We start from the raw sequence: 21,236 nt of genomic DNA, 5'->3' as shown, positions 1-21,236 counted from the left end.
CCCGCATGTTTCCCGCGGAAGCCTTGATCCTGATCTCGGGCATCCTGGTGCTGCTCGGCATCGCGTCGAGCAAGTTCTCGGCGCGGGCGGGCATCCCGGTGCTCGTCCTGTTCTTGATCCTGGGGATGCTGGCCGGGTCGGAGGGGATCGGCCGGATCAACTTCGACAGTTACGAGCTGGCCTATGGGATCGGTACGCTCGCCCTGACGATCATCCTCTTCGATGGCGGCCTGAGCACCCCGCTCTCGGCCTTCCGTACCGCCTGGAAACCGGCGGCGGCCCTGGCGACCGTCGGGGTCGTGCTCACGTCGGCCATCATGGGGGCCGCGGCGGCCTGGGTGCTCGGCCTGAAGCTGATCGACGGCATGCTGCTGGGCAGCATCGTCGGCTCGACCGACGCGGCGGCCGTCTTCGCCGTCCTGCGATCGGGGGGCATCCGGCTGCCGGGCCGCCTGTCATCGACCCTGGAGGTCGAGAGCGGGTCGAACGACCCGATGGCCATTTTCCTCACGATCGGCCTGATTCGCGTCATCCGGGGCGAGCTGCCGATCGGCCCGGAACTGCTCGGCCTCTTCGCGACCCAGGCCATCGGCGGCACGGCCATCGGCCTCGGCGCGGGGTTCCTGGGAGTCTGGCTCATCAACCGCATCCGGCTCGAATCGGCCGGCCTGTATCCGGTCCTGGCGACGGCCGTCGGCATGCTCGCCTATGGCCTGGCCGTGGCGCTCGGCGGCAGCGGCTTCCTGGCGGTCTACCTGGCCGGCATCGTGCTGGGCAACAGCCGGCTCGTGTTCAAGCGCGGCATCTTCCTCTTCCACGACGCCGGGGCCTGGCTCGCCCAGATCGTCATGTTCGTGGTGCTGGGGCTCTTGAGCTTCCCGAGCCGCCTGATCGAGGTGGCCCCTCAGGGCTTGCTCCTGGCGGCGGCCCTCGTCTTCGTGGCCCGGCCCGTGGCCGTCGTCCTGACACTCCTGCCCTTCCGCTTCGCCTGGAGAGAACTGGTCTTCCTCTCCTGGGGGGGCCTGAAGGGGGCCGTGCCGATCACCCTCGCCACCTTCCCCTTCCTCTTCCAGATCGCCAATGCCGACCGCATCTTCGACGTCGTCTTCTTCGTCGTCCTGATCTCGGCATTGTTCCAGGGCTGGACCCTGCCGATCCTGGCCCGGAAACTCGGGCTGCAACGGCCCCCCGAGCCCTCCGCGCCGGTGACGCTCGAACTCAGCTCGCTCCGGCACGTCGACGGCGACATCGTCGACTATTACCTCAACCTCGACTCCCGGGCCGCCGGCAAGATGGTCCGCGAGCTGGCCCTGCCCGAGGGGGCCGTCATCGCCCTGATCGCCCGGGGCGATCGCGTCATCCCGCCCAAGGGGAGCACCCGCGTCCTGCCGGGCGACCACGTCATCGTCGTCCTCGGCTCCGGGACCCGGCCGCTCGTCGACCGCGTCTTCGCCCAGGGCAACCCGGGCGAGGCCCTGCCGCGCGACGTCGAATTCCCCATCCGCGCCGCCACCCACGTCGGCGAGCTGGAGGGATGCTACGGCTTCAGCCTCCACGCCCCGCCCGAGGCCACGCTCGAACAGGTCATCCTCGAGCGACTCGGCCCGAAGAAACCGGAGGTCGGGGCGCTCATCCCCTTCGGGCCGATCGCCCTCCGCATCCGAGAGCTGGACGACTCGGGCCGGATCGACGGGGTCGGCATGGTCATCGTCCCCGTCGATCCCGAATCGCCCCCCACCTTCACCCCGCCTCAGCGGCGCGGGACGAGGTGGTGGATCCGCCCGTCGAACCCGAGGATGTAGAGCTCGCCGTCTCGGTCCTCGCCGAACGCGGCGATGTTGATCTTCGCTTGACGAGGGGAGTCCACGTCGATCAGCTCGCCGGTGGCGACCACCTCGTCCTGCTCGTCGACCGTCACGCCCCAGATCCGGAACGTCTCGAAGTCGCCGTACACATAAACCCCTTGCAGCTCCGGGATCCGACTGCCCCGGTACACGTAGCCGCCGGTGATGCTCTTGCCCGTGTCGTCGCGCCCGCGGCGCTGCGCGGCCGGGACGTCCGGGTGCGGATACTCGACGATCGGCGGCAGGATCGGCGACGACCGCTCGACCCGGTTCCCCCGGATCTTGAACGGGTGGAACCCTTCGTAGACGTTCCATCCGTAGTTGCCGGCGTTCTCGACCTTGATCACTTCCTCCCACTTGTTCTGGCCGACGTCCCCGGCCCACAAGTCGCCGGTCTCCCGGTCGAACGTGAACTTCCAGATATTCCGGATCCCGATCGCGTAGACCTCCGGCGCCCAGTGGGCGAACTTCGGGTCGCGCTTGGCCGGGTTGTCGGCCGGAATCCCATAAGCCTTGCCGCCTTCGGGATTGTCCACGTCGATCCGAAGGAGCGAGCCGAACCAGTCGGTCGGGTTCTGGCCGGTGCTCAGGGGATCGTCGGCCGCTCCGCCGTCGCCGAGTGAAATGTACAAATAACCATCCGGGCCGAACTCGATGCAGCCGCCGTTGTGGTTGCCGTACGGCTGATCGGCCGACACCCAGATCACCTGCTCGCTGTTCGGGTCCGCCTTGCGCGGGTCGTCCTTCGAGACATTGAACCGCGAGACGACCGACCGTCTCGGGTTCGTGGCCGAATAATAGACATAAAACTGCCCGTTCTCGGCATACTTCGGATGAAACGCCAGGCCGAGCAACCCCTCCTCGTTGTCCTTGCTGATCGCCTGCGGCAGGTCGAGGAACAGTTGCTTGTCGTCCGTCTGCAAATCGTTCGGGAACGAGTAAATCTGGGCGTTGTGCTGCTCGACGACGAACAGCAGGTTGTTCTCGTCGTCCGGATAGGCCAGCACGACCGGCCGGTCGAACTTCAGGTTCGGGAAGGCGACCTCGGTGTACAGTTCCGGCAAGCTGTCGTCTGCCTGGGGCTCGATGGCCGAGGCGGGTCGGGCGTCGATGGCAGCGAGGCTCATCGCCAGCCCGAAGGCCAGGCCCAGGCGGGGCAGGGGGCTCGTCGCAAGGGGCATGCAGTCGATCTCCGGGGTGAGGGTCGAGACACGTCGGGCGGAGGAGGCGGGATGTGTCAGACAAACCGGCCGCGCTTCCAGGCGAAGCCGCCGGGATGGCGAGGGACCGATCGCGAGCATTCCACCATGCCCCCGATCGGCCCGTCGTGTGCTACGTCATTCTATACAAAACCATCGCCCGAGGGGCACCCGTTCGCCCCCGCGCCTTGCGACGTCGAGGCCGAGCTCGGGCGGCTCAGAGCGACCACCCTTGCCGGTACGGCGGCTTGATGAGCGCCGCCGCCTCCGGCACGCCCGCCACGGCCATCGACTTCGCGTCGTAATCGATCGCCTTGCCCAGCCGCACCGCGACATTCCCCAGCAGCATCGACTCGGTCAAGACCGCCGCGTAATCGAAGTTCCCGAGCGGCGCCGGCCCCCCCTCGATCGCCCGGACCCACTCCCGCTTGGCGTTCAGGTCCCGCTCGTCCTCGCCGCCGAGCCGCTCCAGCGTCTGCTCCGGCGCCGAGAATCCCGAGAAGCGATCGGCCGGCAACAAGACCTGTTCCATCCCGTAGTCGCTCGGCGAGTACATCGACCCCCGCTCGCCGATCAGGAGCGAGCCGCTATCCACCGCCTCCCGGCCCTGGAACAACGCCGAGTCCGGCAGGTTCCGCTCGCCGTCCTTCGCCCCCTCGTACCAGGTCAGTTTCACCGGCGGCAGGTCGCCCCGCGCCGGGAACTCATACGTGATCGTCGCCCACGCCGGGTACGTCTCCGGATTGATCTCCCCGCTCTCGGCCGAGACCCGCGTCGGATACCCCAGGTTCAACCCCATGAACGGTAGGTTCGCCGTGTGACAGGCCATGTCCCCCAGCGACCCCGTGCCGAAGTCCCACCAGCCGCGCCAGTCGTGCGGGTGATAGACAGGGTGATACGGCCGCTCCGGCGCGGGGCCGAGGAACAGATCCCACTTCACGTGATCCGGGATCGGCGGCGTCTCGGTCGGCCTCGCCACGATGTCCGGCGCCTGCTTCCAGTACTTGAACGGCCGATTCGTCCAGACGTGCACCTCCTCCACCGGCCCGATCGCCCCCGACCGGATCAGCTCCACCCCCGTCCGGAACCCGTCCGACGCCGTCCCCTGATTGCCCATCTGCGTCGCCACGCCGTAGCGCCGCGCCGCCTCCATCATCATCCTCGCCTCGAACGGCGAGTGCGCCAGCGGCTTCTGGCAATAGACATGCTTCCCCCGCTTCATCGCCGCCATCGCGATCACCGCGTGCGTGTGATCGGCCGTGCTCACCACCACCGCGTCCACCCGGTCGTCGAGCGTCTCCAGCAACTCCCGGAAGTCATGGAACGTCCTCGCGTCCGGGTACTGCTCCGCCTTCTGCGTCAGCCTTTGATCGTCGATATCGCACAGCGCCACCACCTGCCCGCAGCTCGCCGCGTGGTCCGTGTCGCTCCTCCCCTTCCCCCCGACCCCGATACACGCGATCGCCACCCGCTCGTTCGGCGACCTCCCGAACGCCACCCTGTCGTCCTTGCTCAGGATCAGGAACCCGGCCGCCGCGGCCGACGTCGATCGGAAAAACTGCCTGCGGTCAAGACGGTGCGCCATTGTCTGTACTCCCTGTGGTCAATGCGTTGTTCGTCTCGCTCGATTGCCGGTACGGTTCCTCTCTTTCCCTCTCCCCGCACGCGGGGAGAGGGTGGCCGAAGGCCGGGTGAGGGGTCCCCCTTCAGATCATCACGCGTGATCTTCTTGAGTAGACTTTCGCTCAAGAATCATCTTTCAAGAGATCGTTGCTGTTTCTCTGGCCGAACGCGTGAGCCTTCGCGATCCGTTTCGACGACCCCGAGAATCCCCAGGATAATCGACTCCGGATCATCCAGGATTTCGTCATTGCTCACGCGAAGCACCTTCAGCCCCCGGCGTTCGAGGTCGTGTTGCCTTCGAGCATCATACTCCCCCCGATCATCATGGCTTCGGCCGTCGACCTCAATCACAAGCTGAAAGGCCGCGCAATAAAAATCCACGAAGTACCGGCCAATGGGGTGTTGTCGTCGAAACTTCAGCCTGGCCAGCCTCCTGTCCCGAAGCAGATACCAGAGGACCCGTTCCGGGACCGTCATCTCCCGACGAAGCCGCCGCGCCCGAGTGGCCCGAGCCTCCGAGGTCCGACGTCCCACGTCATCGGGCCGACTCATTGCTCCCTTCGCTCCTCGCGACGATTGTAAATAACAGACACATCTCTCGTTCTTAACCCTCGCCCCCGTTTACGGGGGAGAGGGTGGCCGCAGGCCGGGTGAGGGGGCCTTCGTCCGGCTCGCAAAGCCCTGCATCCTGACACTGGCCCCCTCACCCCGGCCCTCTCCCCCGACTCGGGGGAGAGGGGGGCAGAGACAACCCGCCTCGCTCACACCTCCGGCAGCTCATACCCCGTCCGGTACGGCCGCGAGAGCAACCGGTTGGCCTCGTCGTCGCCGGGGAAGGTCTCGGTCTCGGAGTCCCACGTCAGCTTGCGGCCGAGCAGGTACGAGATGTTCCCCAGGTGCGTCGTGTTCGTCGACCAGTGCGTGACCTCCACATCGCAGGTCGGCCGCCCCCGGGTCTTCAGGCAATCGAGCCAGTCGGTCACGTGGTCGGGCAGGCCGTCGTCCTGGGCCTTGAAGTTTTCGGCCTGGGTCGGGATCGTCCGCGTGGGCACTTCCCCCTTGATCAGCTTGATCCCGTACGGCTCGGCCATCCGATCGGGGAAGATCTCATGCCCCGATCGGTCGATGAACAACGTGCCGTCGGTCCCGCAGAACAAGATCCCGTAGCCGTGCCCGTTCATCGGGTAGCCGTTCCCCTTGCGCATCGAGTACGTCAACACGCAATCGCCGGGGAACTCGTACACCACCTGCATCGTGTCCGGCGTGTCGCGGTCGTCCTTCACCGTCCAGATGCCGCCGGTCGTGTTCACCGTCGTCGGGCCCTTCTGGTCGAGGGCCCACAGCGCAATATCATTCAAGTGCACACCCCAGTCGCTCATCATCCCGCCGGCATAGTCGAAGAACCAGCGGAAGAGCAAATGGAAGCGGTTGATGTTGAACGGCCTCGACGGCGCCGGCCCGAGCCAGGCGTCGTAATCGACGTGCGACGGCGGCTCGCTGTCCGGGGTCACCCCCATGCCGAACGGGCTGATGTTCTCGAAGTTCCAGGTCTGGATCCAGTGCACCCGGCCGATCTTCCCCTCCCGGATCGCCTCGACCGCCTTGCGGAAGTTCTCGCTCGACCGCTGCTGCGTGCCCACGCCGACGACCCGCTCGTACTTCCGCGCCGCCTTGACCATCGCCCGGCCTTCAAGCACGTTATGAGCCAGGGGCTTCTCGACATACACATCCTTCCCCGCCTGGCAGGCGTGGATCGTCGGGTGCGCGTGCCAGTGATCCGGCGTGGCGATCACCACCGCGTCCAGGTCGTCCCGGTCGAGCATCGTGCGGTAGTCGCGCATCGACTCCGGCCGCTCGCCCCCCTTCTCCCGATGAATCCGCTCGGCCGTCTCGTTCGCGTGGGTGTCGTCCACGTCGGCCACGGCGACGAACTGCACCTGCTCGCGCTTCAGGAACTCGCTGAGCAACTGGTTCCCCCGGCTCCCGGCGCCGATCAGGCCCAGCCTCACCCGGTCCTGCGCCGGGCTTGCCCCCGACGTCCTGATCCCGAACGTCGCCGCGCCCGCCGCGACGCCCATCGACCCCACGAAACCCCGACGCGACAGCCCTTGCTTGGAGGTCATCGGCCTCTTCCCCGTTCTGGTTGGTTCGAGTGACCCGATCGGCACGGCCGGCGGACGTGAGATCCCCGGCCGAGCGGTTGCGATCGCCTCGATCCTAACGGCCCGCCGCGCGCCCCGCCAGCGTCGGCCAACCCCGGGGCGCTCCGGCGATCACAGGCCGGGCCGGGGGCGAAAACCCCGCGCAGGGCCGCAGAGGCCCGGAGAAGCCCGGTCCCGGAGCGGACCAAACTCCCCCCTCTCTCCCTCTCCTCCGCGTCTCCGCGACTCTGCACGCGATTCCCCTCCCCACCGCCTCCCTCACCCCTTCGCATCCCATCCATAGGGGACCATCTGGCACTCGGTCGATCCGTCGTCGTACAGATCCACCACCGCGTACGCCGGGCCGAACTGGTGGTACTTCCCGTCCCACCACCCGCCGCACACGGCGCCGTTGCAGTAGTACGACGTGCCGAGGTAATCCACGCGATCTTCCATGTGCATGTGACCGCTCAAACAGGCCCGCACGTTCCCCCGCTCGTGGAACAGGGCCGTCAGCTTCCGGGCGTCGATGTGCATCCAGGCCCCCGGCACCTGCCAGTTGCCCGAGGTCTCGTTCTCCCCGTCGAGGAACGCGCAGGCCGCCAAAATCGGGATGTGCGAGAGCACCAAAATCGGCGTCTCGGCCGGGGTTGCCTCCAGCTCCTTCGCCAGCCAATCATATTGCTCGTCGTCGATCTTCGCCGTATAGCTCCCCGGCTCGGCCCCGGGGTGGGTGCTGTCGAGCACGACGAACTTCCATCCCGCCTTCTCGAACGACCGATACCGCCCCGGCAGCCGCAGCTCCTCCACCGCCGACCGCTTCCCCGCGCAACTCCCGTCGGTCGACGGCTCGAAGCCGCCCCCCTTCCAGCCCCAGATGTCGTGATTGCCGATGCACGACTCGAACGGCAGCGAGCAGTCCTGTTCCAACCCCCGATGCCACAACGCCCACTGCTTCTCCGCCGTCTCCCGGTCCTGCGCGAAGGCGTCCATGATACAGTCGCCGCCGAACAAGATCATCTCCGGCGCATCGTCCAGCCCCTGCACGTGCTCCAGGCACTTCGCGAACCCCTCCGGCGCGTCCCGCTGCCCGGTGATGTGCACGTCGGTCAGGTGCGCCAGCCTCAGCACCCGCCGGCCTTCCGGCGCGACCGGCTCCGCCCCCGCCGCCGACCCCAGCACCAGGGCCCCGCCCGCCGCCCCGGCCGTCGCCCGCAACATCCCGCGCCGGGTCATCCCGTCATGTAAAGGCAATTGCTCGCCCTTCCGAAAGAATCGATTGAACATCATTGGTCCTGCAGAAAGGATCATGGAAACCGCGATACCGGACTCAATTCGCGGCTCGATCTTACCTTTTGTCCCGGTCCCTCGCCCATGAAATCTCCATGAACGCGGCGGCCGTCGGCGCGGCCTCACGCCAGATGCAGGCCTTCCAGGAACCGTGCAAACTCCTCGGGGGCGGTCTCCCCCGCCTCGGGCGAATCGTACAGATGAATCGTGTACAGCAGCGACCCCTGGTCGATCAACAACGTCTCATCCTCGACCACGACCGGCTCGATGTCGCGGTGTTCGAACAGCCAACGGGCCTTGAAGCGCACGCAGGCACACCGCGAGACCTCGCCCCGGCTCGGCGCCTCGAGCACCTCGTACTCCCTCAAGAGGTTCCCCCACCCCTCGATCCCGCCCCGAGCGAGCGCCTCCAGGCTCCCGGGCATGGAACTCGGATAGTCCTCCCGGTTCTTGAACACGGTGATCGAGGGGCCGAACGCGCGCACCGCGTCGCCGTACTTGCTGATGGTCGCGACCATCGTCGCGGCCTGGTCGCGCCGGAACTCCTCCTCGTCGACGCCGGCCGGCAGGTTCTGGACGACCTGCCCCTCATGCTTCGCCGCGAAATCCCGGAACACGTCGAGCGTCCAGCCCCCGGGCTTCACGAACCCGAGGCCGAGCCTCGTGTTGACGTAATAATCGCCGTTGACGGCGATCTCCCGGCCAGGCTCGATGGCCAGCCCGCCGAGCGCCGTGGCGACGAACTTGAGGAATTCCCTCCTCCCAATCCCCATCGGCTCACCCTCCCCCCTCATCGGTCAGTCGCCCGGCAGGCGATGCCTCGCCCTGCCTGCCCCCACCGCGGATGATCGAACCCGCCTCATCGCATGATGGCCACGGTCATCACCAGCTCGACCTCCTGGCCGATCCGCTCCTCGATCGCCCGCTTCACCCGGTCCAGGTCCGCGTCGTCCAGGGCCGACCGGCTCACCAGCGTCACCCCGATCTGCAGCGGGTCGCCGGGCCGGACGTCCACGCCCCGCACGGCGACGGAACCGACCTCCCAGCCGTCCAGCTCCCGGATGATCCGATGCTCCTCCACCATCCGGCCGAAGCTGAACGCCAGCGGCACGCTCACCGCCAGCACCAGCACCAGCTCCAGCAGGAGCCCGCTCCGCGCCCTCCGGAACGGCGCGAACCCGAGCCACAGGAACGTCGCCCCGCTGGCCAGGATGATCCCCGTCAGGTTCGTCAGGAACAGCAGGCTCGCCCCGCCGAAGACCGACCAGTCGGCCCAGCCGATCCCGATCCCCGCCACCGCCAGCGGCGGCACCAGGGCCACGGCGATCGCCACCCCGGCCAGGCTCCTCGCCACCTCCTCCCGGGCATGCGCGTAGGCCCCGGCGATCCCCGAGAGCACCGCCACCCCCAGATCCAGCAACGTCGGCCGCAGCCGAGATCCGATCTCGTCCGTCACCACCCCGAGCGGTGTGAACCAGGTCGCCACCATCGCGAACCCGAGCGCCAGCGCCAGGCCGGTCAGCAGCGTCCCGCTGCTCTTGCCGATCAAGCGCAGGTCCTGCCGCACCAGCCCCATCGCCATCGCGATGATCGGCGCCATCAGCGGCGCCAGGATCATCGCCCCGATGATCACCGGCGCCGAGTTGCCGTACAACCCCAGCGTCGCCAGCAACGTCGAGAGCACCATCAGGGTCAGGTACGACGGCGAGCAGCGCGCATTCTCGCGCAAGAGCGAGTACAGATCCTTGAATTCCTCCGTGCTGGCGTGATTCAGCCACGGCAGCGGCTTCGACACCAGGGCCCCCTTCGCCTCGCCCACCGGCAGCGCCTGCACCTGGAACCGCTCCTTCGACTCCGGGCACCCCGGTTCCAGCTCCAGCCCATGCCCGGCGATCAGCCGCAGCGCCCTCGGCGCGACCCTCAGCTCCACCCGCTTCGCGTTCAGCAGCACGCCGTCGTGCGCCAGCTCCAGCGGCCTCGGGCTGTTCACCTCCAGCGACGACGTCCGGACCAACCCCACGAACGGCGGGAGCCGCGTCCCCCCCCACCGGCCCATCACCGCCGACGCGAGCAGGAACCTCAGCAGCTGCAACAGGCTCCGGGGGGCCAGCACCATCGCGTAGAGCATCCCGTCGTTGTCGCTCGTCGCATCCACGATCCGCCTCGCCAGCAGCGAGCTCCTCCCCTGCTCGACGACCACGATCCCCAGCGAGGCCGTGTCGATCTCGTTCTCATTCTCGGTCCTCAGCCGCATCGGCTGCAGCCTCAGGGCCGTCAGGTTGCGCACCACCCCCGCGAAGTGCCGGAGCCGCCCGACCGGCGTCCGGATCGGCGTGCTCCCCGGCGCCAGGGTCAGGGCATGACCGATCACCACATCCTGGAACACCACCCGGTCGTTGCAGAACAGGACGTCGATCGCCAGGTCGTCCTCCTCGTCGTCGCCCCCCCGCAGGGCGTCCACCGCCTCCTCCATCGTCGAGGCGATGCCGAGGCCCGCCCGGGCCCGGACCGCTCTCGGATGCGGCAAGACCCCCAGCCGCCACCCACGCCCCAACGCCTCCCCGACCAGGGGCGCCAGCGCCTCGTCCCCGAGATACGCCACCACCCGAGTCCCGGCCTCCGCGCCCGGCAACTCGGCCGTCGGGTACGGGATCGCCTCCACCGCCTCGCCCCCGAACAAGGGCACGATCTCCCCGCGGACCGCCGACTCCTCGGCAGGATCAAACAGCAATCGAATCGACATGCGTCTCGTCCCACGACTGTCCGGAAACGACCCGTCCCCCGCGCGATCGGGCCCCGACCCTCCGGGCGGCAGGCCCCGGAGAACCCCCATCGGCCCCCTCCGGAGGGCGCACCGATCGCCGGCCGCCACCCCCCGCCGGGCCTTCTGCGCCCGACCTCGCCGCCGTCTTGCCCGCCCCCTCCGGCCGACCGACCGGCAACGTACCCCCTGTCCCGACCCGGCACAAGCCACCAGGGCGATCGCCCCCTCGCAACGCGGGGCCCCTCCGCGCCCTCCTCGCCGGCAAGGAATGGCGACCCGCCCCGCGCTCGGCCCGGCCTCCCGATCGCGCCGCCTCGTCCCCGTCACGGCCCCGGCCCCGCCGGGGGCTCGCCCAGCCAGGCCAGGGCATCGGTCAGGGCCGTCACCACCCCTTCGCTCCCCGCCTCGAACCGCTGGTCGGCCCGCCCCGGGGCCGACCAGGAACTGCCGTAGGTGTCCGCGCCGACGATGGTCAGCCGCCCTCCCCCGGCGAATTTGCCCGTCGAGGCCGAGGCCGAGAGCGCCTCCCTCACGATCGCGTCGGCCAGCCCGAAGCACGTCCGGATCTTCAGGGCCTCCTCCTCGGCATTCATGTAAAACCCTCCCCATCTCAGGTGCAGGAACATCCTGAGCGGGACCGTCACGAGGTAATACTGGGTCGCATGCGTGTTCACCCCGTACCCGTCGTGGCTCAGCACGGCGTACTCCTCGGGGCCATCGGTCTCGTCGACATAGAACCGAACGAGGTACGGGATCTTCGGCAGATCCCGCGTGGAGTAGCAGCAGTGACGCCGCTTCGTCAATCGCGCCGCCAGCGATTCGGGGATCGTCGGGCAGGCCAATCCCGCCTGCTCCAGCAACGACCGCACCTCCTGCATGTCGCCCATCGGCCCTCCTCCCCCTCGTCGCGTGGAAGCCCGCCGCCCCGCCACCGGGACGCCTCGCGATCCATCCTCATCGGTTCGCCGGCCATTTTTTCCGGAAAACGTGCTTAAGCCTCCGTTCCGTCTCGATGATATCGAATGAGGGTTCGTCTCGCGTCCTCGCTCCCCGGGCGTCGCCCCCGGCGTCACGAGTCCCTCCGCGTCCCGCTCCCAGGGCTCACACCCCGTCGAGTCGATCCGAAACCGAGGCCACCCCCCATGGACCCGCACCCCCTCCCGTCCGACCCCTCCGCCAACGCCACCACCCACGGCCTCACGGCCAAACGCCCCCTCGACGCCGAGGAGCGCGAGCGCATGGAAGTCATCGTCGCGAGCTGGACCTCCAAGTCCATGCCCGAGACGCCCCCCGAGGAGGCCCTCGTCGCCTCCGCCGCCATCGAATACGTCCGCTACCTCCGCTGCGTCGAGGCCGAGGAACGCCGCCTCAAGCCCGGCCGGCAACAGGCCCTCCGCGACTGGCGCGAGCGCAAGCAACACGCCGTCCGCCGCCGCGCCCAGGACTTGAAACGTGAACCGGAAGCCGTCGTCGCCGACCTGCACGAGACCGCCTTCGGCATCGACTGGATGCTCCGCCACTGGCGACACCTCCGCGCCCGGCTCAATACTCCCGCACCCTGGACCGCCCAGGACCTGCTCCTCGCCATGAACCTGCTCGGGCACGAGCCCTCGCCTCCGAGCGACCGCACCAGCCCCGCCGGCCTCGTCTGGTGGCTGACCGCCGCTTCCTTCCCCAAACTCTTCCAGCCCGCGACCGAGACCCCCAGCAACCCCTCGGCCCTCGACCAGCTCCGCGCCCTGCTCGACGACACGATCGCCCGGCTCGAAACCCTCCGCCCGATCGTCTGGGACGACATCGACGCCCCCGAGGCCGCCGCCGTCGAGACCGCCTCGATGGTCGATACGAGCAAGGACGGCCAGCTCCGCCAGCGCTACCGCCGCGAGGCCTTCCGCGACTTCCACAAGTCGCTGCACGCGCTCGACCGCCTCCGCGCCGAACGCTCCAAGGCCCATGCCCGCGAGGCGAAGATCATGGACGCCTCTCGATCGCAGCACGCCGACCGCCCCGCCTACGTCCCCGCTCCCCCCGAATCCCGAAACGAACCCCCTCCCGGCCCCGAATCCTCGCCCGAGGATCGCCGTAACCCCCAATCGGCCAACGAACTCCGCAACGCCCCCTCCGCCCCCTCCGCCGCCCCCGACCGGCGCACCGAGGGGCGCACCGACGGGCGCACCGCGCCCGACCGCACCGCCTCCGAGTGGTTCCGCGAACCGTCCAGGACCCCCCAGGGCCCCGGCCGGGGCGACTCCCCGGCACCCTGACCCCCTCGCCCCGACCGCGTCGCCGCCGCCCCGACCCGCCGCCTCGCCCTCCGCCCGGCGAGCCCCGCTCGTCGTGCGCCCCGGGCCCCCCTCCGCGTGCCACGCCCCATGACGGCATCGCAGTTGCTCCCTTCTCGCTCCGTCTATTGACGTCCGATTCTCGCGGTCCTGCCGCCTGGTTGACCCAGGGGCATCCACAGGAGCACCCTCGTCATGGCTTCGGCACACTCGATCCGGCAGGCCCAGGCCGCCTCCCGCGTTTCCGAACAGGCCCGACACGGCCAGGCCCCGGTCAACGTCGGCGAGACCGAGCGCATCGCCTCGCAGGTCGGCGGCGGGGCCCTGATCGTCCTCGGCCTGGCCAGGGGGGGCCTGAAGGGCCTGATCACCGCCGGACTCGGCGGCGCCTTGCTCTACCGGGGGACGACCGGCCACTGCTCGCTCTACCAGGCATTGGGCGTCGACACCTCCGACCCCGAGCCGGGGGCCTCCAGCAGCGTCGCCGCCCAGCACGGCGTCCGGGTCGAGGAGGCGATCCTCATCAACCGGCCCGCCGAGGAGATCTACACCTACTGGCGAGACCACGCCAACCTCTCCACCTTCATGAGCGAGGTCGTCTCCGTCACCTCGGCCGACGGCATCCACTCCCACTGGGTCGTCGAGGGGCCGCTCGGGGTCCGCCTGGAGTGGGACGCCGAGATCCACAACGACGAGCCGGGCCGCCTGATCGCCTGGCGGTCCTTGCCCGGCGCCCAGGTGGCCACGGCCGGCTCCGTCCACTTCGCCCCCGGCACCGGCGGCCGAGGGACCGAGGTCCGCGTCAACCAGAAGTTCGACCCCCCCGGCGGCAAGCTCGCCGCCCACGCCGCCAAACTGATCGGCTACGACCCCTCGACCGTCACCCGGGAGAACCTCCGACGCCTGAAGCAGCTGATGGAGGTCGGCGAGATTTCCACCGTCCGCGGCCAGCCCTCGGGCCGGCCGACCCCCGGCTGATCGACCGGGGGAGGGGCCGCCCCGACGCCCCTCCCCCGATCCTCGCCCGGGTGGCCCCGGTCGCTTCGCCGACCGGGGCGGCGCAGCCGCACGAGGCCGCAGCCTGCCCCTCCGAATCGCCCGACGCCCCGCCCCCCCGATCGGCAAGCCATCAGGGCCGCCCGTGTTGATGGCCGACCCGACCCGACCCGACCCGAACGATTCCCCCCATCCCCCACGAGGCTCTCCCCGATGAAGGCACTGTGCTGGTACGGCAAGCAGGACGTCCGGGTGGTCAACGTGCCCGATCCGACCATCCTCAACCCAAGCGACGCGATCCTCCGGGTCACCTCCACCGCCATCTGCGGGTCCGATCTGCACCTGTACGACGGCTACATCCCGACGATGGCCCCCGGCGACATCCTCGGCCACGAGTTCATGGGAGAGGTCGTCGCCGTCGGCCCGAAGGTCAAGAACCTGAAGGTCGGCGACCGGGCCGTCGTCCCCTTCCCGATCGCCTGCGGCAACTGCTACTTCTGCAAGAGCGACCTGTTCGCCCTCTGCGACAACTCGAACCCGAACGCCGAGCTGACCGAAATGGCCTACGGTCACGCCCCGGCCGGCATCTTCGGCTACTCGCACATGATGGGCGGCTACGCCGGCGGCCAGGCCGAGTACGTCCGCGTCCCCTATGCCGACGTCGGCCCGATGAAGGTCCCCGAGTCCCTCACCGACGAACAGGTCCTGTTCCTGACCGACATCTTCCCGACCGGCTACATGGCCGCCGAGCAGGCCGGCATCAAGCCCGGCGACACCGTCGCCGTCTGGGGATGCGGCCCGGTCGGCCTCTTCGCCATCAAGAGCGCCTTCTTGCTCGGGGCCGAGCGCGTCATCGCCATCGACCACTACGACCGCCGCCTCCAGATGGCCCGCGACCACTGCGGCGCCGAGGCCGTCAACTACGAGGACGTCGACCTCTTCTGGTACCTCAAGGACACCACCGGCGGCCGGGGGCCGGATGTCTGCATCGACGCCGTCGGCCTCGAGGCCCACGGCCACAGCGTCGACGCCCTGCTCGACTACGCCAAGACCTCCCTGTATCTGGCCACCGACCGCGCCCGGGTGCTCCGCCAGGCGATCGTCGCCTGCCGCAAGGGGGGGACCGTCTCGATCCCCGGCGTCTACGGCGGCCTGCTCGACAAGGTCCCCTTCGGCGCCGCCTTCAACAAAGGGCTGACCCTGAAGATGGGCCAGACCCACGTCCACCGCTACCTCAAGCCCCTGCTCGACCGGGTCGAGAAGGGTGAGATCGACACCACCTTCCTCATCACCCACCGCGTCCCCCTCTCCCAGGCCCCCGACGCCTACGCCACCTTCCGCTACCAGCCGGACGAGTGCGTCAAGGTGGTCATGACCCCCTGACCCGAGCCGCCCCGGCCCCCTCTCCCCGCGAGCGAGCCGGGAGAGGGGTCCCCGGGCATCCCGAGCCGTACCCGACTTCATCTCCGGGCGTTGCTTCCGAGGATCGGCCCGTTGAGCCCGGCCCTCCGGCGGGTATGATAGAGCAGCAAGCAGATGCTGAGATCGCCTCACTCTGCCTTCGATCCCCCTGCCCGCTGGGAGGGCCGGTGTCCATGCCCGGTCCCGAGTCCGTGCGATCCCGAGTGCAGCGAGTCCGGGCCGATGGCGATGGCCGCGGGGCGGAGATCGTCTGGGATCGCCTCGCCGCCGAGGAGCCGATGGAGATCCGGCTCGGCTTCGGACCGAGCGGCCGCCGCGCGGTGCGGACGATCGGGATCACCATGCGGACCCCCGGCCACGACCCCGAGCTGGCCGTCGGCTTCCTGCTCAATGAGCGGGTCATCCCCTCGGCCGACGCCATCGACGAGGTCGCCCGCGAGGAGCCCGAGGACGCCGGCCGGTCGCTCGACCGGATCATCCGGGTCGACCTGAAGCCGGGCATCGAGGTCGACCTCGACCGCTTCGCCCGGAACGTCCTGACCAACTCCAGTTGCGGCGTCTGCGGGACCGCCACCCTCCGCGCCCTGAACCTCGACGGCTGCCGGCCGAACCCGGGCCACGGCCCGGTCATCGAGGCCGAGACGATCCACGGCCTGCCCGCCTTGCTCCGCGACCACCAGCGCGGCTTCGTCGAGACCGGCGGCCTGCACGCCGCCGCCCTGTTCGACCCCGATGGCTCCCTGATCGCCGCCCGTGAGGACATCGGCCGCCACAACACGGTGGACAAGCTCATCGGCGCCCGGGCGTTGGGGACCCTCGACGGCCCCCATCCCGACGCCGAGCCGGCCATCCTGCTCGTGAGCGGCCGGGCCGGATTCGAGATTGTCCAGAAGGCCGTCACCGCCGCCTTGCCGATCGTCGCCGCCGTCGGCGCCCCGTCGAGCCTGGCGGTCGAGGTGGCCGAGGCGTTCGGCCTGACCCTCTGCGGCTTCGTCGGCCCCCGTCGGTTCAACGTCTACAGCGCCCCGTGGCGGGTCCGGGTCCCGGTCGAGGCCGACGCCCCGGCCCCGGCCGCCGACCCGGCCCCTTGACCCCGCTCCTTGTTGTGCCTGCGACCCCGCGGAGGCCCTCCCCATGGCGCCCGACTCGCGCGACACCTCGCCGAAGCTGCCCCCGACGACCTCCGAGCCGACGCCGCGCCCGGCCGACCCGTTCGACGACGGGCACGGCCACCCGAGCGACGAGCCGCCGACCGCCTTCTCCGGGCTGCACCTGAAGAAGGCCGAGCACAAGGCCGCCGGCCCCGAGGCCGTCTACCACGCCATGAAGAAGGTCACGCGCGAGGCGGGGCTCGTCCGCGGCCTGAACATCCTCACCCACGTCAACCAGGACGGCGGCTTCGACTGCCCGAGCTGCGCCTGGCCCGACCCCGAGCCGGGCGAGCGGACCAGCTTCGAGTTCTGCGAGAACGGCGCCAAGGCCGTCGCCGCCGAGACCACCACGAAGCGCGTCGACCGCGCCTTCTTCGCCCGGCACTCCGTGGCCGACCTGGCCGCGCACGGCGACGACTGGCTCGACGCCCAGGGACGCCTTGCCGAGCCGATGGTCCTCCGCCCCGGGGCGACCCACTACGAGCCGATCGCCTGGGACGACGCCTTCCGCCTCGTCGCCGACGAACTGAACGCCCTGGCCTCGCCCGACGAGGCCGTCTTCTACACCTCGGGCCGGACCAGCAACGAGGCGGCATTCCTCTATCAGTTGTTCGTCCGCCAGTTCGGCACGAACAACCTCCCCGATTGCTCGAACCTCTGCCACGAGTCGAGCGGCGCGGCCCTCGGCATGACCCTCGGCGTGGGCAAGGGGTCGGTTCATCTTGATGACTTCGCCAAGGCCGACATCATCCTCCTCGTCGGCCAGAATCCCGGCACGAACCACCCGAGGATGCTCACGACCCTGCAGAACGCGGTCGAGCACGGGGCGAAGCTCGTGGCCATCAACCCCCTGAAGGAGGCCGGGCTGCTCGCCTTCGCCCACCCGCAGCAGGTCCGCGGGATGCTCGGCTTCGCCACGACGCTGGCCGACACCTATCTGCAAGTCAAGATCAATGGCGACCAGGCATTGTTCCGAGGCCTGGCCAAGGCCCTCTTCGACGAGATGCTCCACGAGCGCGGCGACGCCATCGACCGCGTGTTCATCGACGAGCATACCTCCGGGTTCGACGCCTACCGCGAGGTCGTCGGGCAGACGACCTGGGCCGAGATCGTCCGCCTGAGCGGGATCGACCGCGAGGCGATCGAGGCCCTCGCCCGCCGCCTGGCCGAGACGGACCGGATCATCTGCTGCTGGGCGATGGGCCTGACCCAGCACAAGAACTCGGTGGCGACGATCCAGGAGATCGTCAACGTCCTGCTCCTGCGCGGGGCGCTCGGCAAGCCCGGCGCGGGGGTCTGTCCGGTCCGCGGGCACAGCAATGTGCAGGGGGACCGGACCATGGGCATCTGGGAACGGATGCCCGACCGCTGGCTCGACCGCCTCGGCGCGGCCTTCAACTTCGACCCGCCCCGGCACCACGGCTTCGACGTGGTGCAGTCGATCCGGGCCATGCACGAGGGGAAGGCCCGGGTCTTCTTCGGCCTCGGCGGCAACTTCCTCTCGGCCAGCCCCGACACCCACTTCACGGCCGAGGCCCTGCGCCGCTGCCGCCTGACGGCGCAGGTCTCGACCAAGCTGAACCGCTCGCACCTCGTCACCGGCCACACCGCGTTGATCCTGCCGTGCCTCGGCCGGAGCGAGCGCGACGCGCAGGGCGGGGCCGAGCAGTTCGTGACCGTCGAGAACTCGATGGGGATCGTCCACCCGTCGCACGGCGGATTCTCCCCGGCCTCGCCGCACCTGCTGAGCGAGCCGGTCATGATCGCCCGCCTGGCCCGCGCGACGCTCAGGGAGCGATCGACGGTCCCCTGGGAGTGGCTGGTCGAGGACTACGACCGCATCCGGGACGCCATCGAGCGCGTCGTCCCCGGCTTCGACAATTACAACGAGCGGGTCCGCCACCCCGGCGGCTTCGCCCTGGAGCACCCGGTCCGCGATCGCCGGTTCCCGACCCGGGACGGCAAGGCCCACTTCACACCATCCCCCGTGACCGGCATCGAGCCCGAGCCGGGGCAGTTGCTCCTGATGACCATTCGCAGTCATGATCAGTTCAACACGACCGTCTACAGCCGAGACGATCGCTACCGGGGGATCCGCAACGAGCGCCGGGTCGTCTTCCTGAATCGGGAAGACATGCACGATCGTGGCCTTGAACCCCAGCAGAGCGTCGACCTGACCGGCATCGATGCGCAGGGCCGCACGCGGGTCGCCCGGCATTTCCGGGCCATCCCGTACGACATCCCCCGGGGCTGCGCGGCGGCCTACTTCCCCGAGGCCAACGTCCTGGTGCCGATTGACAGCACGGCCGAGATCAGCAACACGCCGACCTCGAAATCGATCGTCATCACCGTGGCGCCGTCAGCCGATTGACGGATCAAAAGGTCGCTCTTTGAAAACCCGGTGAAGATTCAGTTGTCCGGGAGACGCGGGGTTTCTCCCGTTTCCGTGTCGTCTCCCGGGGTGCGTGTCGGGTGTGGCGGTTTCGGCGGGTCGATCGGCCGGGAGGGGACGCGGGTCCAGCGGTCTTTCAGGCGGAGGAAGGGGCGTTCGAGGGCGTAATAGGAGAGGGTGGCAAGGCCGACGGTCAGGGCCGGGGCGGCCAGGGCCATCAGGGCGCCGACGTCGGGGACCGATCTCAGGGCGAACCCGAGCCATCCGGCGATCCCCAGCGCGATCTCGTGGAACAGGTAGAGTCCGAAGCTGATCCTGCCGAGCCGGACGAGCGTCGGCCGGCGCAGGATGGCCGTCCAGGGGTCGCGGGCCGAGGCGGCCCAGGCGACCAGCGCGACGGCCCAGGCCCAGATCAAAATGTAATCCAACGCCTGGCTCCGGGGGCCTCCCCGGGCCAGGGGGACCGTCAGCAGGACGACGACGCCGAGCACCACCACGGCGCGTCCGATCCAGGGCCCGGCCCGGCCGAGGTGCGGGAGGCGGTGCGAGACGAGGGCGAGCGCGACCCCGGCGAGCAGCGTATCGAGATGAACAATGGTGTTGAAGCGGAGCAGGAGGGGATTGGCCTCCGACGTGGCCAGGGCGTATCGGGCGACGATGGCCGCGAGCATCAGCCCGAGCACCGTCAGCCCGCGGCTCCTCGGCCCGAGCCAGGCGATCAGCAGGGGGACGACCAGGTAGAATTGCTCCTCGACGCAGATGCTCCAGAGGACCCCGGCCGAATCCGCCGGCACCGGACCCTGGAACCCCATCGACCAGTTGCCCAGGAAGAGCAGGAAGGAGGGGAGCTGCGCCAGGGCCTCGGGGCTCCACATGCGGGGGCCGAGCCCGACCCAGGTCCGGACCAGGGGCATCAGGCCCCAGCAGATGAGGACGAGCAGGTAATACAGGGGCCAGATCCGGAGGATGCGGCGGATCCAGAAGGCGCGGAGATCGACCCGGCCGTGGCGCTCTTGCTCGCGGAGCAGGAGGGTGGCGATGAGGTATCCGCTGAGCACGAAGAAGAGCTGGACGCCGATCCAGCCGTTGTCGCGCAGGGTGCCGACGAGCGACGGGACGCGGAAGCCGACCGAGCCCAGGCCGAGCCATTGCAGCGGGAGATCCAGCGTGATCGAGACGATCAGGCCGACGGTCCGCGCGATCAGCCCGAGCAGGTCGAGGCTGCGGTCGTGGAAGACGTAGACGAGGGCGATGGCCAGCGCCCGGAGGCCATCCAACTCGGGGAAGTAGACGCGTCGGGCGGCCCAGCCGGCCTCGGAGCCGGGAGGGGTCGCCTCCCGGGGGCGAGGCCCCTGGCGGTCGGGGCTGCTCGGCATCGCCATCGCGTCTCCTTCCGGCCGGTCGTGGGCGGTGCGGGACCGATTGCGAGCCTATCGGATTTTCGGAGGCCGGGGAACCGGGTGTCGTCGCGGTCGAGGCGGCGAGCGGGGGCGCGAGGCCTCGGCGCGTCGATCGGGGCGGGAGGTCTTGCCCGGGGACCGATTGAAGGCGGGAAAGGGGGGGCGGGCCCGAACACGCGGAGCGAGGGCGGCCCGCCATGCCCCTTCGGGGGTGAGTGATTACTGGTCGCTCAGGGCGTCGGGCACGTAGCCCTCGGTCTCGGTGCTGGTCGCCCCTTCGTCGACCTCGACCTCGCGACGCACCGTGACCTCTTCCTGGACGGTGACGTCGGTGGTGCTGACTTCCTCGCCCACGAGCTCGCCGGTCTCGGCATCTCGGATGCGCTTGACTTCCTCGACCTTGTAGGTCTTCTCGTCGATGTCGGCCGTGCGGGTGGCGGACCCTTCCTCGACGCCGGCGACGTTCTCGACGGCGCGTTCGGCGTCGGAGCCCTCGCAACCGGCGATCACCAGGGGGATGAGGGCGGAGAAGGCGGCCAGGGGCGCGAATTTCGATCGAATGAACATGCTGCTCTCCTTTGAGGATGGCCTCGGGCCGCTCGGGGCGAGCGGCCCGATCGCCGGTCCTGTCTCTCTCTCTCTCTCTCTAATCCGACTGTGAACCACTGGAGAGAGCAAGTGAGCAATCGCTGTGCCGAAGGCGAGGGGCACGCCCCCCGGGGGGGCGTCCCG

At 69.5% G+C, this 21,236-nt stretch carries 16 protein-coding genes; 6 read left to right on the top strand and 10 right to left on the bottom strand.

All coding sequences use genetic code 11. The annotated features are described in order from the left end of the window. Positions 1–5 precede the first annotated feature (5 nt). Positions 6–1,802, top strand: a complete 1,797-nt coding sequence (locus tag AB1L88_RS12530) for a potassium/proton antiporter (RefSeq protein ID WP_367097001.1) — start codon at positions 6–8, stop codon at positions 1,800–1,802. Here the strand turns inward: AB1L88_RS12530 and AB1L88_RS12525 are convergent. From AB1L88_RS12525 to AB1L88_RS12490, 8 genes are all read right to left on the bottom strand, one after another. Beyond that, on the bottom strand, positions 1,751–3,025 hold the full coding sequence (locus AB1L88_RS12525) for a PQQ-dependent sugar dehydrogenase (protein WP_367097000.1): 1,275 nt from the start codon (positions 3,023–3,025) through the stop codon (positions 1,751–1,753). The genes AB1L88_RS12530 and AB1L88_RS12525 overlap by 52 nt on opposite strands. Before the next feature lie 235 nt (positions 3,026–3,260). Next, positions 3,261–4,628 (bottom strand): Gfo/Idh/MocA family oxidoreductase, encoded by a 1,368-nt coding sequence (locus AB1L88_RS12520; protein WP_367096999.1) that lies wholly within the window; start codon positions 4,626–4,628, stop codon positions 3,261–3,263. Between the two features lie 167 nt (positions 4,629–4,795). Continuing rightward, on the bottom strand, positions 4,796–5,218 hold the full coding sequence (locus tag AB1L88_RS12515) for an endonuclease domain-containing protein (protein ID WP_367096998.1): 423 nt from the start codon (positions 5,216–5,218) through the stop codon (positions 4,796–4,798). 209 nt (positions 5,219–5,427) lie between these two features. Continuing rightward, the gene (locus tag AB1L88_RS12510; RefSeq protein WP_367096997.1) at positions 5,428–6,789 is read right to left on the bottom strand and encodes a Gfo/Idh/MocA family oxidoreductase; all 1,362 of its coding nucleotides are present in this window, start codon (positions 6,787–6,789) and stop codon (positions 5,428–5,430) included. A gap of 297 nt (positions 6,790–7,086) precedes the next feature. Next, the gene (locus tag AB1L88_RS12505; protein ID WP_367096996.1) at positions 7,087–8,028 is read right to left on the bottom strand and encodes a metallophosphoesterase; all 942 of its coding nucleotides are present in this window, start codon (positions 8,026–8,028) and stop codon (positions 7,087–7,089) included. A gap of 191 nt (positions 8,029–8,219) precedes the next feature. Continuing rightward, the gene (locus AB1L88_RS12500) at positions 8,220–8,870 is read right to left on the bottom strand and encodes a hypothetical protein (RefSeq protein WP_367096995.1); all 651 of its coding nucleotides are present in this window, start codon (positions 8,868–8,870) and stop codon (positions 8,220–8,222) included. A gap of 86 nt (positions 8,871–8,956) precedes the next feature. After that, a complete protein-coding gene (locus AB1L88_RS12495) occupies positions 8,957–10,840 on the bottom strand; it encodes a TIGR00341 family protein (protein ID WP_367096994.1) in 1,884 nt (627 codons plus the stop codon). A 344-nt stretch (positions 10,841–11,184) separates the two neighbouring features. After that, complete coding sequence (locus tag AB1L88_RS12490; protein WP_367096993.1) at positions 11,185–11,748, bottom strand: hypothetical protein; 564 nt, start codon at positions 11,746–11,748, stop codon at positions 11,185–11,187. 255 nt (positions 11,749–12,003) lie between these two features. Between AB1L88_RS12490 and AB1L88_RS12485 the strand changes: the two genes are divergently transcribed. From AB1L88_RS12485 to AB1L88_RS12465, 5 genes are all read left to right on the top strand, one after another. Next, complete coding sequence (locus AB1L88_RS12485) at positions 12,004–13,125, top strand: hypothetical protein (RefSeq protein ID WP_367096992.1); 1,122 nt, start codon at positions 12,004–12,006, stop codon at positions 13,123–13,125. A gap of 213 nt (positions 13,126–13,338) precedes the next feature. Next, on the top strand, positions 13,339–14,121 hold the full coding sequence (locus tag AB1L88_RS12480) for an SRPBCC family protein (RefSeq protein WP_367096991.1): 783 nt from the start codon (positions 13,339–13,341) through the stop codon (positions 14,119–14,121). Between the two features lie 231 nt (positions 14,122–14,352). Next, entirely contained in the window at positions 14,353–15,522 is a 1,170-nt protein-coding gene (locus tag AB1L88_RS12475) for a zinc-dependent alcohol dehydrogenase (protein ID WP_367096990.1), read from the top strand. A gap of 212 nt (positions 15,523–15,734) precedes the next feature. Beyond that, entirely contained in the window at positions 15,735–16,652 is a 918-nt protein-coding gene (locus AB1L88_RS12470; protein WP_367096989.1) for a formate dehydrogenase accessory sulfurtransferase FdhD, read from the top strand. A 43-nt stretch (positions 16,653–16,695) separates the two neighbouring features. Further along, a complete protein-coding gene (locus AB1L88_RS12465) occupies positions 16,696–19,083 on the top strand; it encodes an FdhF/YdeP family oxidoreductase (protein ID WP_367096988.1) in 2,388 nt (795 codons plus the stop codon). 38 nt (positions 19,084–19,121) lie between these two features. On the opposite strand, the gene AB1L88_RS12460 is transcribed toward AB1L88_RS12465, so the two are convergent. Continuing rightward, positions 19,122–20,486: an acyltransferase gene (locus AB1L88_RS12460; protein ID WP_367096987.1), complete on the bottom strand. Its 1,365-nt coding sequence runs from the start codon at positions 20,484–20,486 to the stop codon at positions 19,122–19,124. 237 nt (positions 20,487–20,723) lie between these two features. After that, entirely contained in the window at positions 20,724–21,071 is a 348-nt protein-coding gene (locus AB1L88_RS12455) for a hypothetical protein (protein ID WP_367096986.1), read from the bottom strand. Positions 21,072–21,236: the final 165 nt, after the last annotated feature.

The organism is Tautonia sp. JC769 (assembly GCF_040717455.1).
Taxonomy (GTDB): Bacteria; Planctomycetota; Planctomycetia; order Isosphaerales; family Isosphaeraceae; genus Tautonia.
The sequence above is the reverse complement of the archived record's forward strand: the minus strand, read 5'-3'. Positions and strand labels throughout refer to the sequence as shown.

What these genes read in the sequence shown, in the direction of transcription:
- AB1L88_RS12470 (WP_367096989.1), top strand. Translation starts at nt 15,735, where the DNA reads ATGCCCGGTCCCGAGTCCGTGCGATCCCGAGTGCAGCGAGTCCGGGCC.
- AB1L88_RS12475 (WP_367096990.1), top strand. Translation starts at nt 14,353, where the DNA reads ATGAAGGCACTGTGCTGGTACGGCAAGCAGGACGTCCGGGTGGTCAAC.
- AB1L88_RS12460 (WP_367096987.1), bottom strand. Translation starts at nt 20,486, where the DNA reads ATGGCGATGCCGAGCAGCCCCGACCGCCAGGGGCCTCGCCCCCGGGAG.
- AB1L88_RS12485 (WP_367096992.1), top strand. Translation starts at nt 12,004, where the DNA reads ATGGACCCGCACCCCCTCCCGTCCGACCCCTCCGCCAACGCCACCACC.
- AB1L88_RS12480 (WP_367096991.1), top strand. Translation starts at nt 13,339, where the DNA reads ATGGCTTCGGCACACTCGATCCGGCAGGCCCAGGCCGCCTCCCGCGTT.
- AB1L88_RS12495 (WP_367096994.1), bottom strand. Translation starts at nt 10,840, where the DNA reads ATGTCGATTCGATTGCTGTTTGATCCTGCCGAGGAGTCGGCGGTCCGC.
- AB1L88_RS12465 (WP_367096988.1), top strand. Translation starts at nt 16,696, where the DNA reads ATGGCGCCCGACTCGCGCGACACCTCGCCGAAGCTGCCCCCGACGACC.
- AB1L88_RS12530 (WP_367097001.1), top strand. Translation starts at nt 6, where the DNA reads ATGTTTCCCGCGGAAGCCTTGATCCTGATCTCGGGCATCCTGGTGCTG.
- AB1L88_RS12525 (WP_367097000.1), bottom strand. Translation starts at nt 3,025, where the DNA reads ATGCCCCTTGCGACGAGCCCCCTGCCCCGCCTGGGCCTGGCCTTCGGG.
- AB1L88_RS12500 (WP_367096995.1), bottom strand. Translation starts at nt 8,870, where the DNA reads ATGGGGATTGGGAGGAGGGAATTCCTCAAGTTCGTCGCCACGGCGCTC.
- AB1L88_RS12505 (WP_367096996.1), bottom strand. Translation starts at nt 8,028, where the DNA reads ATGTTGCGGGCGACGGCCGGGGCGGCGGGCGGGGCCCTGGTGCTGGGG.
- AB1L88_RS12490 (WP_367096993.1), bottom strand. Translation starts at nt 11,748, where the DNA reads ATGGGCGACATGCAGGAGGTGCGGTCGTTGCTGGAGCAGGCGGGATTG.
- AB1L88_RS12520 (WP_367096999.1), bottom strand. Translation starts at nt 4,628, where the DNA reads ATGGCGCACCGTCTTGACCGCAGGCAGTTTTTCCGATCGACGTCGGCC.
- AB1L88_RS12515 (WP_367096998.1), bottom strand. Translation starts at nt 5,218, where the DNA reads ATGAGTCGGCCCGATGACGTGGGACGTCGGACCTCGGAGGCTCGGGCC.
- AB1L88_RS12455 (WP_367096986.1), bottom strand. Translation starts at nt 21,071, where the DNA reads ATGTTCATTCGATCGAAATTCGCGCCCCTGGCCGCCTTCTCCGCCCTC.
- AB1L88_RS12510 (WP_367096997.1), bottom strand. Translation starts at nt 6,789, where the DNA reads ATGACCTCCAAGCAAGGGCTGTCGCGTCGGGGTTTCGTGGGGTCGATG.